Genomic DNA, 13,756 nt, shown 5'->3' with positions numbered 1-13,756 from the left:
AGTCCAGGGAAGGCATCCGTATCCGGTGATGCGGCCGGGCTTCAAACCCGGTTGGGGGCGCCAGACGTTCCCAGGTAGGTTCGACTCCTGCTGCTTTCCGCCATCCTCCTTTTTTCGGTTTCCGCTTCGCGGCCGGCTGACCTACCATCCAATGGCAGCGGTTGGGCATGTTTCGAGTCTCGAACTTCTCATCCAGAGGAATTCACATCATGGACAGACGCGCATTCCTGCGGCTGGGCGCCGCAGTACCGGTTTCCATTGGCGCCACGGGTATCGCCCCGGCGTTTTCCGCAACGGCCTCGCCGGACGCATTCCCGGCATCGGCGGGCTGGCGGGTCTACGAACTCACCACTGAAGTCAATCTGCCAGCCACTTCGGCGCCGGCTACGGTCTGGCTACCCCTCACGGCCTCGCAACTCGGCGACTACCAACGCACCGTTTCCAACGACTGGATCACACCGGGCGCCCAGGCGCGTGTCGCGCGCGCGAGCCGTTATGGCGTGAGCATGCTGGTCATCGACTGGCCCACCACGACCCACGGCGCTCCGCTCTCGGGCCGGCTGACGAGCACCGTCGCGCTACGCGACCGGGATGTCGATCTTGGTGCGGCGCCGGCGCGCGGTGCCGGCGCGGAATCGGCGGCCACCCTACGCGAATACCAGCGGCCTACCGAACTGATGCCCACGGACGGCATCGTGCGCAAGACGGCGCTGGCCATCACCGCCGGCATGACCGACGACATGACGAAGGCGCAGGCAATCTACCAGTGGGTGGTCGACCATACCTGCCGCGACGCCAGCGTGCGCGGCTGCGGCACCGGGGACGTGGTGACGATGCTGAAGACCGGTGGCGTCATGAACGGCAAGTGCGCGGACATCAACGGGCTGTTCGTCGCGTTGGCACGCTCGGTGGGCATTCCGGCGCGCGACGCATACGGCGTCCGCGTCGACGATTCGAAGCTCGGCTTCCGGGCGCTCGGCAAGGCCGGGGATATTTCCAAGGCCCAGCACTGCCGTTCCGAGTTCTATGCCGCGGGCTATGGATGGATTCCGGCCGATCCCGGCGATGTGCGCAAGGTTGCGCTCGAAGAAGTGCCGGGAGGTCTGCCCATGACCGACGCCAAGGTCCGGGCAGCGCGCGCGATGCTGTTTGGTGCGTGGGAAGGCAACTGGGTGGCCTATAACCACGGGCATGACGTGCGCCTGCCCGGCAGCAGCCTGGCACCGGTGCCATTCCTGATGTACCCGCAGGGCAAGACCGTGGCGGGCACGCTGGACAGCCTGGACCCGGCGGCTTTCGGTTATCGCATGACATCGCGAAGGGTGGCGTAATGACAGAACCAATACAAGGCGATGCACGCGGGGATCGCGAAGGCGAAGCCCGGCTGACATCGCTGGCGCACGGGGGCGGTTGCGGATGCAAGATCGCGCCCGGCGTGCTGAGTGACATCCTGCGCAATACGCGCCATTTTCCGGCGCCACCGGCGCTGCTCGTCGGTATCGAAACCAGCGACGACGCCGCGGTCTACCGGATCAACGATACGCAGGCGCTGATCGCCACCACGGATTTCTTCATGCCCGTGGTCGACGATCCCTACGACTTCGGGCGCATCGCCGCCACCAACGCAATCTCCGATGTCTACGCGATGGGCGGCACGCCGATCATGGCGCTGGCGCTGGTTGGCATGCCAATCGACAAGCTGTCGCCCGAAACCATCGGCAAGATCCTTGAGGGCGGCGAGGCGGTTTGCGCCGAAGCCGGGATTCCGGTTGCGGGTGGTCACTCGATCGATTCTGTGGAGCCCATCTACGGGCTGGTGGTCATGGGCCTGGTGCACCCCGACCGCATCCGCCGCAATCGAGACGCGCAAGCAGGCGACGTGCTGATTCTGGGCAAGCCGCTTGGCGTTGGCGTGTATTCGGCCGCCATCAAGAAGGACCTGCTCGATGACTACGGCTACCGGCAGATGATCGCCAGTACCACGCAGCTCAACACCGCCGGCAAGGCGCTCGGCGAGCTGGATGGCGTGCATGCGCTGACGGACGTGACCGGATTTGGCCTGCTGGGCCATCTGCTGGAGGTATGCCGTGGCAGCGGGCTTGGCGCCACGATCGAGATGTCCCGGGTTCCGCTGCTGCCGGGCGTCGCCGCGCTGGCCGAGAGCGGCGCCGTCACCGGCGCGTCGCGGCGCAACTGGGCAAGCTACGGGCACGAAGTCACGCTCGATTCCGGTGTCTCGCACGTGCAGCAGGCGCTGCTGACCGATCCGCAAACCAGCGGAGGATTGCTGGTGGCTTGTGCGCCGGACGCTGTCGATGCGGTGATGGGGGTGTTCCGGCGCGAGAGATTTGGGCACGCCGCCGTGATTGGAGAAATGAAGAAGGGTGCGGCAGGTGTGCGCGTGACCGAGTGAGGCTCCGCTGTCCGCGGCGCTATGCATAGGCGTCGGCGGACTGCCGGAGTTCGATTGAAGTCTTTACATCACGTCGTGATATAAACCATCGCGCCATGCCGTCACGGCGCATCAAGTAGCGTCGTGGAAAATGATGCCGAGTGTCTGGCGCTGCCCCGTGTGAAGACGGCTGACGCCATGCCGCAGATTGACCCGATAGGTACCGCGTGTGCCTTGCACCGGCCGCTGGCTCACAGCGAACACCACGGCGTCGCCCTTGCGCAGCGATACCACTTCCGCGCGCGACTGCATACGTGGCCGCTGCTCGGTCATCACGAACTCTCCGCCGGTAAAGTCCTGCCCCGGTTCCGAAAGCAGAATGGCCACCTGCAGCGGAAAGACATGCTCGCCGTAGAGATCCTGATGCAGGCAGTTGTAGTCGCCGGCCACGTACTGGAGCAGCAGGGGCGTGGGTCGCAACTGGCCGGCGGCGTGGCAGCGCGCCAGGTAGTCGGCATGCGCGGACGGATAGACGGTATCGATGCCCATCGACGCATTCCAGCGATTGGCGATGGGCGCGAGGTGCGGATATAAGGAAGTGCGCAATGCCTCCACGACCTCCGGCAACGGGTAGGCGAAGTATTTGTACTCGCCACGGCCAAACCCATGCCGCTGCATCTCCACGCGCGACCTGAACCGCTCGTCGCGCCGGTAGAGGGCGGCGAGCGTGTCGCATGTGGGCGGCGTGGCCAGCGCGGGGATGACCGCGCAGCCGAAATCATCGAGACCGCGCCCGATGGCGCCCCAGTCGAGCGCATCCACCTGCCGCCCCACGGACATTGGCTTTGCTTGCGTCGTCATGACCAATTCCCTTCCGCTACTCCGGACAAAAATATTCCTTGAAATGAGATCGATTCCCATTTACTATCCAACCACTGTCTGACGCACGGCACTGCCGACACCGGACAGGAACAGATACAGATTGCAGGGCGTGGTAGCAAAACGATGCTGAACCGGCATCGGCCGATACGGCGCCCAATACCGTCTTTTGTGGGGACCGCTCCGAAACACGGAGCGTTTGGTAGTAGCCAGCTGCAGGAAGATCGGGAAAACATCCAGACCCCGTTTTCCCGATCGCGTCATCCTGCAGCAAGCCAGGCCACCTTTTTATTCCGCGCGCCATGCAGGCACAGCGCGCCGTCCTGGGCGATACCGCGAAGAATCGCGGGTCTCCCAGACGCTTCCCGCCTGCTTCCGCCACGTTCCGGCGGTGGTGGCCGGCCAAGCGCGCCGGCTTTCGCGCCCCGCCCGGACCCACCGCCTGGAGTTTTAACCCGACGCCCGTATCGGGCGTGAGCTGCCGCACGACTATGCCTACCGTGAACTCCGATGCCGTCCCTCTCAAGCGCGCTGGCCTGAAGGCCACGTCGCCACGCATGTACGTGCTGGAAGCGTTTCGCAACAGCGATCGTCGACACCTGAGCGCGGAAGACGTCTACCGAATCCTGCTCGAACTCGATATCGACGCGGGCCTGTCCACGGTCTATCGGGTGCTGAACCAGCTTGTGCAGGCCAATATCCTGCTGCGCCACAGTTTTGAGTCGGACCACGCGGTCTTCGAACTCAACGAGGGCGGCCATCATGACCACCTGATCTGCGTGAGCTGCGGTCTGGTCGAGGAGTTCAAGGACGAAGGCATCGAGCTGCGGCAAAGACAGGTGGCCGCCCAGAACGACTTTGTGCTCCGCGAGCACATGCTGGTGCTGTATGGCCTCTGCCCCGCTTGCCAGGAATCAGGCGTCGAAAGCGCCGCTAACGTCTTTCACAAATAGCCAGCAAGTAGCGCCGAGGTTTCTTACAGAAACACCAAGTGCCGTTACAAAGGCGTGCAAACGGTAATACGCCAGATCGGTAGAGTGGAGCCATAGCATCTCACCCACTGGTGAATACCATGAGCAAGCGCCCCCTCTATCTTTCCCTGTTCATTGCCGGCGCCGCCGCGCTGGCTACTTCCACCGCCGTCATGGCGCGCGTCGATGTCGACGTGAATCTCGGCGTGCCGGTTGCGCCAGCCCCGGTCATCGTGGCTCCGGCCCCGGTCTACGTACAGCCCCAACCGGTCTATGTCGCGCCGCCCCCGCCGCCGCCCGTGGTCTACCGCCCGGCCCCGCCTGTAATCGTCGCGCCCGCGCCGGCAGTGGTCATCGGCTGGCATGGCGAGCGCTACTGGGACGGCCGCCGCTGGTACGACCGCCGCGAGTACCACGCCTGGCACCGCCACGACGACCACGATCGCGGATACGACCGCGGCTACTATCGCCGCTAATCCCTACCCATCATGACCGGGCCACTGCCGGCGCTGGCGCCGGCGCGGCCGGCCGCAACACCAGCCACACCGCCACGCCGATCAACAGCATGCCGCCGGCGTGCGCCCAGGACAGCGTTTCGCCCAGGAACATCCAGCCCCAGACAATGCCGAACGGCGGAATCAGGAAGGTCACCGTGAGCGAACGCACCGGGCCGAGGTTGGCGATCAGCTTGAAATACAGCACATAGGCAATGGCCGTACAGAACATGCCCAGCCCAAGCATGGACGCCCAGACGCCCATGCCGGCCGCGGGCAGCGTGTTCTCACGGATCAGCGCCACCGCGCTGAACGGCAGCAGGAACAGCGTGGCGCCGATCAGACTGCCGCCGGCAACGAGCCGGCTATCGAGGCCGCCCTGCGCGGTAATCCAGCGCCGCGTCAGAAAACCGGCCAGACCGTAGCAGGACGTTGCCACCAGACAGGCCAGCGCACCCAGCAGCACATCGTGCGAAAACACTACCGGCCCCGTGCGCGTCAGCACCGCCACGCCCGCCAAACCCATCAACACCCCCGCCGCCTTGGCGCGCGTCAGCTTCTCGGCAAAGAACAGTGTGCCGATGACCACGCCCATCAACGGCGTCATGGCGTTGAAAATCGCCGAGTACCCTGCCGGCAGCCATAGCGCGGCGATCGAGTACATCACGAAAGGTATCCCCGAATTGATGATGCCGAGCATCACAACGGCCGGCCATTTGCCTTTCATGTCCCACTTCACGCCAAGCATGGGCAGGCACGCTGCCAGCGTCACGGCGCCGATCAGCACACGAAAGAAAGCGGTAGGCAGCGGGCCAAGCACCGGCGCCGCGATACGGATGAACAGAAAGCTGGCGCCCCAGATGGCGGAAAGCAGCAGCAGGCGAAACAGGTCGGCGGGTTTCATTGGTTCAGTCGAGGCAAAAATCAGACTCACATAGGGCAGACCGTTGCTGCAATGCGACAAAAACGCCACTTGGGTCGGCCGCCGGGGGATGCATGGGCGATCGGTTGCATCCATTTGATCGCAAATCCAGACGCCTGGCGCGCTGGAACCGGACATGCGCCCAAAAAAACCGGCCAGGTCCAGGCGACGATAAATCCACGAATCTCGCCCAAAAACAGGGCAAAAGCCACGTTTGTTGCATTTACGCAGCAAGATCGCTTTCGGGTGCCTTACAGGTTTACCCCCCCGAGGTAGGGGTACTTACCACAGCGCGTGACATCGCGTATTCAGTTCCATTAAAATCTGCCCTGCGCCAGAGTTAATTGACCCCTCCGACGCATTCCCGACAAGCCGCCAGTTCATCCTGGCGGCTTCTTTTTTTCTAGCGTCGGAAAAACACGTATCGTAACGACTGCGCAGCGTGTAGGGGATGGGGCGTTGCGCGCACGTTGCATTCCTGCGTCAACCGCCGACCCCGGTTTCGCGTTGCCTGCCACATGAAACGACAGTTCCTCGGCTTGCTAGCCCGCGTCTACGTCATGCAATTCGCCATGGAGGTGCCCGCCACCGTGGCCATGCTTGCAGAAATGCTCATGGAATATGGATTCCAGGTAGACATCGGCACCGTACGACCCCTGCTGCGCGCGTTGCAGATGGAGGGCTACCTGGAAAGCGTCCTGCGCGACGGTATCGGGCGCGTCTACCTGCTTACCGAGCAGGGCCGCGAAGAACTGGCCAACAGCCGCTCGCGGATCGACGACCTCTACAGGCGCCTGCACAATCCCACGGGCGAGCCCGAGCCGCTGCCTATCGCCAGCAAGACCTGACCACGAATCACTGAGCGCCCCCGCTCCCGAGAACCCGGCTGCACGCAAGTGCGTCAGCCGGGTTTTCTTTTATCTTTTCTTGCCCGGGCGTACCCGTTTCTGCGTGCTAACCGAGCAGTGCCACGCAGCAGACAAAGGACAGCCACAGATGGCGGCGCTGCGACGGCGCCATGCGCTGCATCTCGAAGCGTTCGATATGAACGCCTTGCGGCGCCGCGCCTTTCAGTACGACCCAGATAGCACTCAGCCTGCCCAGCATTTTTCTCATCATGGAGACCCCTCCGCATGGATGGCGAGCCGTCGTGTTCCGGCTATGTTCGCCATCCGCCCATGGAAAAGATTATTCGCGCTTTTACGTCCCGCGATGCGCAGAGCTGAACGCACTTTAGGTCGCAAGCGTGCAGATTGAACGTGCTATGTGACAAGGCCGATGACGCTGACACGGAAACTTCACGCAGCGTCGGCAAATCCTTCTGCAAAGCCCTTTCCGCCCAGCAGAATCTGGCGCAGCGCATCGGGCTTCACGGGCTGGCAGAACAGGTAGCCCTGCACCGCATCGCAGCCTTCGCCGCGCAGAAAATCGAACTGGGCTTTCGATTCCACGCCCTCCGCCACCACCTGCAGGTGCAGTTGGTGGCCCAGCGCGATGATGGCCGCCGCCACGGCGCGGTCGTGGCCCGGCATGGCCAGATCCTTGACGAATGACTTGTCGATCTTGAGTTTGCTGATCGGCAAACGGGTCAGGTATCCAAGCCCCGAGTATCCGGTACCGAAATCGTCGATCGACACACCCACGCCAAGCTGGCGCACGCGGCGGAACGTTTCGATCGTCTTTTCGCCGCCATCGACCAGGATGCCTTCGGTCACTTCGACGGTCAGGTTGCAGGCCGGCAGTTGCGCCGCCTGCAGGCAGCGCGCCACGGTTTCCGGAAAATTCGCCTGGCGCAGTTGCAGCGGCGAAATGTTGACGGCCACGTCGATGTCCAACCCCAGCTCCTGGCGCATCGCCTGGATTTCGCGGCAGGCCGTCGCCAGCGTCCATTCACCGAGCGCACCAATCAGCCCGCACTGCTCGGCGATGGGAATGAACTCCGATGGCTGCATCTGGCCGCGCTCGGGGGTTTCCCAGGCGATCAACGCTTCCACGCCAACCACCGCCAGCGTGGCCACATCGATGATGGGCTGGTAGCGCAGCCGGAATTCCTGCTCGGCCAACGCGCGGCGCAGCAGCGCCTCGATCGTGAAGCGAGCCAACGATGCCTGCGCCATTTCGGTAGCAAAGCGGCGCAGTTGCGCGCGCCCGTCCTGCTTGGCCGCATACATGGCCGAATCGGCCGACTTCATCAGGTTGGTCAGCGTATCGCCATCGTCCGGATAGACGGCCATGCCCAGCGACGGCGTCACGCGCAACAACTGGCCGGCCAACTGCATCTCCTCGGAAACACGCGCCAGTATCTTTGCCGCGGCGAGTTCCGCTTCACTGTCATGCTGCAGCCCACCCAGCACCACGGCAAACTCGTCGCCGCCCATGCGCGCCACCACATCGCGCGGCCGCACGGCGCCGCGAATGCGGTCCGCGATGGTTCGCAACACGTCGTCGCCCACCGGATGGCCGAGCGTTTCGTTGATGTGCTTGAAGTGATCGAGGTCCAGCAGCAGCAAGGCCACGCGATGCCCGTGCCGGCGCGCGTCGGCCAGTACCGCTTCCGTGCGCGTGTGGAGCGCCGTGCGATTGGGCAGCCCGGTCAGCGAATCATGCTGGGCCAGATGACGGATGTACTCGTCGACGCGCCGGCGCTCGGTCAGGTCATGCGCGATCGCCAGAAAACCATTCTCGGCAACACCGTCGCTGACGGCCGTCACCGTCAGGTGCACCGGCAGCCGCGACCCGCCCTTGCGCAGGTAGGTCCATTCGCGGCCGTCCGGTACATCGAGCCGGGGCTTGGCCACCAGCGCCGGGAGTCCGGCCGCAACCGGTTCGCCCATATCGTTCGATAACTCGCGCGCATGCGCGGTCACTTCGTCGGCATCGTGCAGGGCCACATATGGCATGCGCCCCACCAGTTCGGCTTCCGAATACCAGAGCATGCGCTGGCCGGCGCGGTTGATGCCGGTGATCATGCCGCCGCCATCGAATGTGATGACGCAGAACGGCGCATGGTCGAGCAGGCGCGCGTAGCGCAGGCTGGCCGTGGCCGCATTCTGTTCGGCGAGTGCCAGGCTGGCGCGCAGTCCTGCGGCCTCGGCGCTGCGCGCCTGCCTGCGGGTGTTTCGCCGGGCATTGGCCCGGGCGAACAGCAGCCACACCACCGCCAGCCCCGCTGCGGCAAGCAGCAGCGACAACTGGATCGAGGGCGGCGAAAACGTGGTCATGGATGGGTTCAGGGGTAAATCGCTGGGCCAGGATGGCCAGTGCGTCCTCGGGGATACATTCCCGACATGACCGCCGCACTATAACCTGCCGTCCTACGCCCGCACAGTGCCTCGGCCAACACATGCGCCGCGCGTGCCGTGCGCGTCGAGTCCGGGTAGTCCGGGCTGCCTCAAACGGGTGAGTCGTGATACCTTGCGCATGCCTTGACGTCCGCTTTGCACAACGCAAGTCCCGGCGTCCACAGGCCACCCAGGCGCTACAACCTACGCGCCGGAAACGTCCCTGAAACGCATGCCTCGATTACTGCCCTCGCTCAAGGCGCGTATCGCCCTGATCACCACGGCTTTAGCCGCCGTGCTGGGCGGCGGCATTGTGCTCGGCTCGCTCTACTACGCGCACCGCGATCTTGAAGATGTGCTGCAGAATCAGCAGGACTCCATCGTCAAGATGTCGACGGAACTGCTCGACACCGCGATGGAAGACCGCATCGTGATGCTGACGCATTTGGCGCCCCAGCTTGCCGGGCTGCTCGACAGCGCCTCCAGCACGCAGCGCGACACCTTGCGCCAGCGCCTGCTCGCAATGATCGACCGGGCCATCCCCGTGCCGGCCGCTTTCGACGCCGTGATGATCGCGGACGCCAGCGGCACCGTATTGACGATGGGCGGGGCGCCCGCGGACGTCAGCGACCGCGCCTACTTCATGGAAGCGGCCCGCACCCACAATGCAGTGGTGGCCGCCCCGCTGCGCTCCCGCACCGATGGGTCGATGGGCGCGCTGGTGGCGGTGCCGGTGCTCTCCGCGTCGGGCAGGTTCCTGGGCCTGGTGGGCGGCTGGCTCAACCTGGCGCAGTCGAACTTCCTGGTCGAGATCGGTCACAGCCGGCTGGGCATCACGGGCTTCTACTGCCTGGTTTCCGCCGGCGGTTCTCCGGTGTACGTCCAGCACGCGGACCCGGCCCACGCCCACCAGCCAGCAAAGTCCTCCAACGACACCTGCGGCATCGAAAACCGCGCGGCGACGCTGGAATTCCTGACGCCGGCACGCCCGGTCATCGCCCGGCGGCTGATGGCCACGACCGGTTGGGAACTGATTGCCGTGCTGCCCGCGCGCGAGGCCTACGCCCCGCTTCGGCAGATGCAATCGCGTTTCCTGGTGATGGCCGGCATCGTGCTCGTGGTGGTGGCCCTGCTGATCTGGCTGGCGGTACGCCGATTGCTGACGCCGCTTTCGCGGCTGCACCAGGTGGTGCGCGACAGCACGAGCGACGTGGATGCTTTCGAACAACTGCCCCAGCGACCGCAGCGCGACGAAATCGGCGACGTCACGCGCGCTTTCATCCGCCTGATGCGGGACGTGCGCCAGCGTGGCCAGCAACTGGCGCGCAGCGAACGACGGCTGCGTGCCGTGACCGACACCCTGCCGTCGCTTCTGGCATTCATCGACAACGATGAGCGCTACGTCTTCAACAACGCCGCATATGAACGAGTATTCGGGCTGCCCGTGGGTCAGATCCGCGGCATGACCGTGCGCGAGTTGCTGGGCGAGGAGCGCTACCTGCGCGCCCGCCCGCATCTGCAGCGGGCATTGGCCGGGAGCGTGGTCAGCTTTGAAGGGGAGTACGTCTTTCCGCATCTGCACTGGATGGAAACCAGCTATCGGCCAGAGTGGAGCGAGGACGGCAAGCAGGTGGTGGGCGTGCACATTCACGTGCAGGACATCACGCAACGCAAGCTGGAGACGCAGCGCCTGTCCCACCTGTCTCGCACCGATCACCTGACCCAGTTGCAGAATCGCAGCGCCTTCGAAGCGCAGCTACGCGACTCCATGTCGCTCAGCCGCGGCGAGAATCGTCTGATGGCCCTGCTCTATCTGGACATGGACCGCTTCAAGGCCGTCAATGACATGCACGGACACGCCACGGGCGACCAGTTGCTGCAATCCTTCGCGCTGAGGCTGCGCCGTTGCGTGCGCAAGCACGATCACGTCGCGCGGCTAGGCGGCGATGAATTCGCCGTGATCCTGGCCGATATCGACACGCCGGGCGCGGCGCAGCGCGTGGCCGAGGCCATTCTGGAAGCGGTGGCGCGAGGATTCTATTTCGACGGCGTGCTGGCCGACGTGGATGTCAGCATTGGCGTTGCGCTCTATCGCGGCACATCGCTGAGCGACGAAGCGCTGATGCGCATGGCGGACGTGCTGCTGTATCGCGCCAAGGCGCTGGGACGCGGACGATACGAAATCGGTCCGGTGGAATTGCTGGAAGTCGATGCCTGACCCGCGCCGCGCGGCCAGGCTGGCTGGCGACTTTCCGCGCTGAAAGCCGCCAGTGCCACGAAGACGGTGTTGTCAGTGTTTCGTGGATTCGTCGGAAGCGTCCGAGGCCAGCGGGGCATCGGCGTCGAACGGCACGTGGCGGCCGTCAGCGGACTGATATCCGAGCTTGGCGTTCTCGCCCATCATCCTTTCGTAGGCAAGCATGGCTTCCGCCACGGCCTTCGATTCGCCCTTGAACACCACGACGTCGTTGCCGCAGTTCGGGCATTGGCCGCCGAAAACAGCGTCGATACCGTGCAGGCCCGGCGCCGGAATGGCATCGAAATTCGTGAATGCGGTTTTGCACGATCCGCAGACCAGCTGCGCGGGCCGTAGTGCATCCACGCGCGCCCGTGCCTGCTGCGCGCGCTCTTCTGGCGTTCCCCGCCGTTTTGCCTCACCCATGATGCTGTCCTTTCCAACCGCCTGATTCTGTTAACTGCCGCCTTCTGCGCGCTTTGTCAGCGAAATATCGATCTCGTCTGTTCTGGCGAGACGCGATCCTTCAAGGGCAGAGGCGGCCATTGTAGAACAGTCCGACTGCAAAGCCGTGAATGGCGCGCACCCGGCATGCTGCCGCATCGCCTGCTATTGTGGATAACGGTTGCCTACCACCTACCCCTAAGGAGGACACCGATGATCCGACCCACCGTGCAGGAAAACTTCAGCCGTTACGCCGACTGTATCGCAGCATGCAACGCCGCTGCGGCAGCCTGCCTCAAGTGTGCCGCAGCGTGCCTGGAAGAGACCGACACCCGCAAGATGACCCGTTGCATCGCTCTGGACATGGACTGCGCCGGTATCGCCAATCTGGCTGCGTCCTACATGCTGCGCAATAGCGAGTTTGCGCCGCTGGTCTGCGAGGACTGCGCGGAAGTCTGCAAGTGGTGCAAGGAAGAATGCGAGCGGCATGACCACTGGCACTGCCAGGAATGCGCCAAGGCCTGCGCCGCCTGCATGGAAATGTGCCTGAAGATGACTGCCTGACCGCCACAACCGCATTGCAAACCGGGCAACCGCCGCCGGTGGTGCGCATGCACATGCCGGCGGCAGGGCTATGCGACGCATGTAGCACCGGACGGCTATCCTAGGGGTCTGCCCCGATTCTGCTGTGATCCCTTTCGTGAAGGAGTCCGTCCATGTCCGAGAAGTCCACCGCCACCCGTATCGAGAAAGACAGCCTGGGAGACGTTGCCGTCCCCGCCGATCATCTCTGGGGTGCCCAGACCGAAAGGTCGCGTCAGAATTTTCGTATCGGCAGTGAGAAGATGCCGCCCGCGCTGATCGAGGCGTTCGCGGTACTGAAACTCTGCGCCGCGCGTGCCAATCGGGAACTGGGCGTACTCAAGCCCGACGTGGCCGACGCCATCGAAAAAGCAGCCGAAGAAGTCATCGCCGGCAAATGGCCCGCGGAGTTTCCGTTGTCGGTCTGGCAGACGGGGTCCGGTACGCAGACCAACATGAACCTCAACGAGGTGATTTCGAATCGCGCGATCCAGATGCTTGGCGGCGAAGTGGGCAGCAAGAAGCCGGTGCACCCGAACGATCACGTCAACGCCAGCCAGTCGTCGAACGACAGCTTCCCCACGGCAATGCATATTGCCGCCACCCGCGCCATCCAGCAGACACTGCTGCCGTCACTGGAAAAACTTCAACAGACGTTTGCAAAGAAGGTGGAAGCGTTCTCCGACATCGTGAAGGTCGGCCGCACGCACCTGCAGGATGCGGTGCCATTGACGCTGGGCCAGGAATTTTCCGGCTACATGACGCAGGTAGCCGATGCGCAATCGCGCCTGCAACAGGCCATGCTGCGCGCGATGCCGGTGCCGCAGGGTGGCACCGCCGTGGGCACCGGGCTGAACGCCCCGCATGGTTTTGCGTCGGCCTTCGCCCGCGCACTGGCTGCCTATACGGGACTGCCATTCGAACCAGCCCCGAACCGCTACGCGCTGCAGGCCGCGCACGATGCGCTGGCCGATCTGTCGGGCGCGCTCAACACCACCGCGTCGTCGTTCCTGAAAATCGCGCGCGATTTCATGCTGCTGGGTTCCGGCCCGCGCGCGGGCTTTGCCGAGCTGCAGTTGCCGGCAAACGAGCCAGGCTCGTCGATCATGCCCGGCAAGGTCAATCCAACCCAGGCCGAAGCGCTGGCGATGGTCTGTTGCCGCGTGATCGGCAATCACACCACGGTGACACTGGCCAACAGCCTGGGCACGCTGGAGCTGAACGCCTACAAGCCCGTCATCGTCTACAGCCTGTTGCAATCGGTGACGCTGCTGGCCGATGCGGCGGCGAGCTTTGCCGAACACATGGTGGAAGGCGTCGAGCCGGATCGTGCCCGTATTCAGGAACTGCTGGAACGCTCGCTGATGTCGGTGACCGCATTGAATCCGCATATCGGCTATGACAAGTCCGCTGAAATCGCCAAGCTGGCGGTCAAGAAGAACCTGTCGCTACGCGAAGCCGCCATTGATTCGGGTCACGTGACGAACGAGCAGTTCGACCAGTGGATCGACTTCAAATCAATGACGAAGGAAGTCTGAGGCCGCGCCGAAAGGCG

General features: G+C 64.1%; 13 protein-coding genes and 1 tRNA gene. 9 read left to right on the top strand and 5 right to left on the bottom strand.

Translation table 11 applies throughout. The features are described 5' to 3' along the window. The first annotated feature begins 7 nt into the window (after positions 1 to 7). From AC3FLX_RS00925 to selD, 3 genes are all read left to right on the top strand, one after another. Positions 8 to 103: transfer RNA gene (locus AC3FLX_RS00925), tRNA-Sec, on the top strand. Positions 104 to 209: 106 nt separating this feature from the next. Beyond that, positions 210 to 1,331 carry a transglutaminase-like domain-containing protein gene (locus tag AC3FLX_RS00920; protein ID WP_488693121.1) on the top strand — a complete coding sequence of 374 codons (1,122 nt, stop codon included), beginning with the start codon at positions 210 to 212 and terminating at the stop codon, positions 1,329 to 1,331. Continuing rightward, positions 1,331 to 2,413 carry a selenide, water dikinase SelD gene (gene selD, locus AC3FLX_RS00915; protein WP_488693120.1) on the top strand — a complete coding sequence of 361 codons (1,083 nt, stop codon included), beginning with the start codon at positions 1,331 to 1,333 and terminating at the stop codon, positions 2,411 to 2,413. The genes AC3FLX_RS00920 and selD overlap by 1 nt, the downstream gene beginning before the upstream one ends. A 111-nt stretch (positions 2,414 to 2,524) precedes the next feature. Here selD and AC3FLX_RS00910 read toward each other — a convergent pair whose 3' ends face one another. Further along, the gene (locus AC3FLX_RS00910; RefSeq protein WP_488693119.1) at positions 2,525 to 3,253 is read right to left on the bottom strand and encodes a 2OG-Fe(II) oxygenase; all 729 of its coding nucleotides are present in this window, start codon (positions 3,251 to 3,253) and stop codon (positions 2,525 to 2,527) included. 509 nt (positions 3,254 to 3,762) lie between these two features. Here AC3FLX_RS00910 and fur point away from each other — a divergent pair. Continuing rightward, the gene (gene fur, locus AC3FLX_RS00905) at positions 3,763 to 4,224 is read left to right on the top strand and encodes a ferric iron uptake transcriptional regulator (RefSeq protein ID WP_488693118.1); all 462 of its coding nucleotides are present in this window, start codon (positions 3,763 to 3,765) and stop codon (positions 4,222 to 4,224) included. Between the two features lie 119 nt (positions 4,225 to 4,343). Then, positions 4,344 to 4,718 (top strand): hypothetical protein, encoded by a 375-nt coding sequence (locus tag AC3FLX_RS00900; protein WP_488693117.1) that lies wholly within the window; start codon positions 4,344 to 4,346, stop codon positions 4,716 to 4,718. A gap of 10 nt (positions 4,719 to 4,728) precedes the next feature. Here AC3FLX_RS00900 and AC3FLX_RS00895 read toward each other — a convergent pair whose 3' ends face one another. Beyond that, positions 4,729 to 5,640 (bottom strand): DMT family transporter, encoded by a 912-nt coding sequence (locus AC3FLX_RS00895; RefSeq protein ID WP_488693116.1) that lies wholly within the window; start codon positions 5,638 to 5,640, stop codon positions 4,729 to 4,731. Between the two features lie 536 nt (positions 5,641 to 6,176). On the opposite strand from AC3FLX_RS00895, the gene AC3FLX_RS00890 reads away from it, so the two are divergent. Further along, a complete protein-coding gene (locus AC3FLX_RS00890) occupies positions 6,177 to 6,506 on the top strand; it encodes a PadR family transcriptional regulator (protein WP_488693115.1) in 330 nt (109 codons plus the stop codon). 106 nt (positions 6,507 to 6,612) lie between these two features. Here AC3FLX_RS00890 and AC3FLX_RS00885 read toward each other — a convergent pair whose 3' ends face one another. Continuing rightward, complete coding sequence (locus AC3FLX_RS00885; protein WP_488693114.1) at positions 6,613 to 6,777, bottom strand: hypothetical protein; 165 nt, start codon at positions 6,775 to 6,777, stop codon at positions 6,613 to 6,615. A gap of 179 nt (positions 6,778 to 6,956) precedes the next feature. After that, positions 6,957 to 8,879, bottom strand: a complete 1,923-nt coding sequence (locus tag AC3FLX_RS00880; RefSeq protein WP_488693113.1) for a putative bifunctional diguanylate cyclase/phosphodiesterase — start codon at positions 8,877 to 8,879, stop codon at positions 6,957 to 6,959. 292 nt (positions 8,880 to 9,171) lie between these two features. On the opposite strand from AC3FLX_RS00880, the gene AC3FLX_RS00875 reads away from it, so the two are divergent. Then, entirely contained in the window at positions 9,172 to 11,157 is a 1,986-nt protein-coding gene (locus tag AC3FLX_RS00875) for a sensor domain-containing diguanylate cyclase (protein ID WP_488693112.1), read from the top strand. A gap of 72 nt (positions 11,158 to 11,229) precedes the next feature. Here the strand turns inward: AC3FLX_RS00875 and AC3FLX_RS00870 are convergent, their stop codons facing one another. Continuing rightward, positions 11,230 to 11,601: a hypothetical protein gene (locus AC3FLX_RS00870; protein ID WP_488693111.1), complete on the bottom strand. Its 372-nt coding sequence runs from the start codon at positions 11,599 to 11,601 to the stop codon at positions 11,230 to 11,232. A gap of 231 nt (positions 11,602 to 11,832) precedes the next feature. On the opposite strand from AC3FLX_RS00870, the gene AC3FLX_RS00865 reads away from it, so the two are divergent. Both AC3FLX_RS00865 and fumC read left to right on the top strand, forming a co-directional pair. Next, complete coding sequence (locus AC3FLX_RS00865) at positions 11,833 to 12,183, top strand: four-helix bundle copper-binding protein (RefSeq protein WP_488693110.1); 351 nt, start codon at positions 11,833 to 11,835, stop codon at positions 12,181 to 12,183. Between the two features lie 152 nt (positions 12,184 to 12,335). Next, positions 12,336 to 13,739 carry a class II fumarate hydratase gene (gene fumC, locus AC3FLX_RS00860; protein ID WP_488693109.1) on the top strand — a complete coding sequence of 468 codons (1,404 nt, stop codon included), beginning with the start codon at positions 12,336 to 12,338 and terminating at the stop codon, positions 13,737 to 13,739. Positions 13,740 to 13,756 lie beyond the last annotated feature (17 nt).

The sequence above is a fragment of the Cupriavidus sp. 291-E7 genome (assembly GCF_057798835.1).
This window is presented reverse-complemented; position numbering and strand designations above follow the sequence as displayed.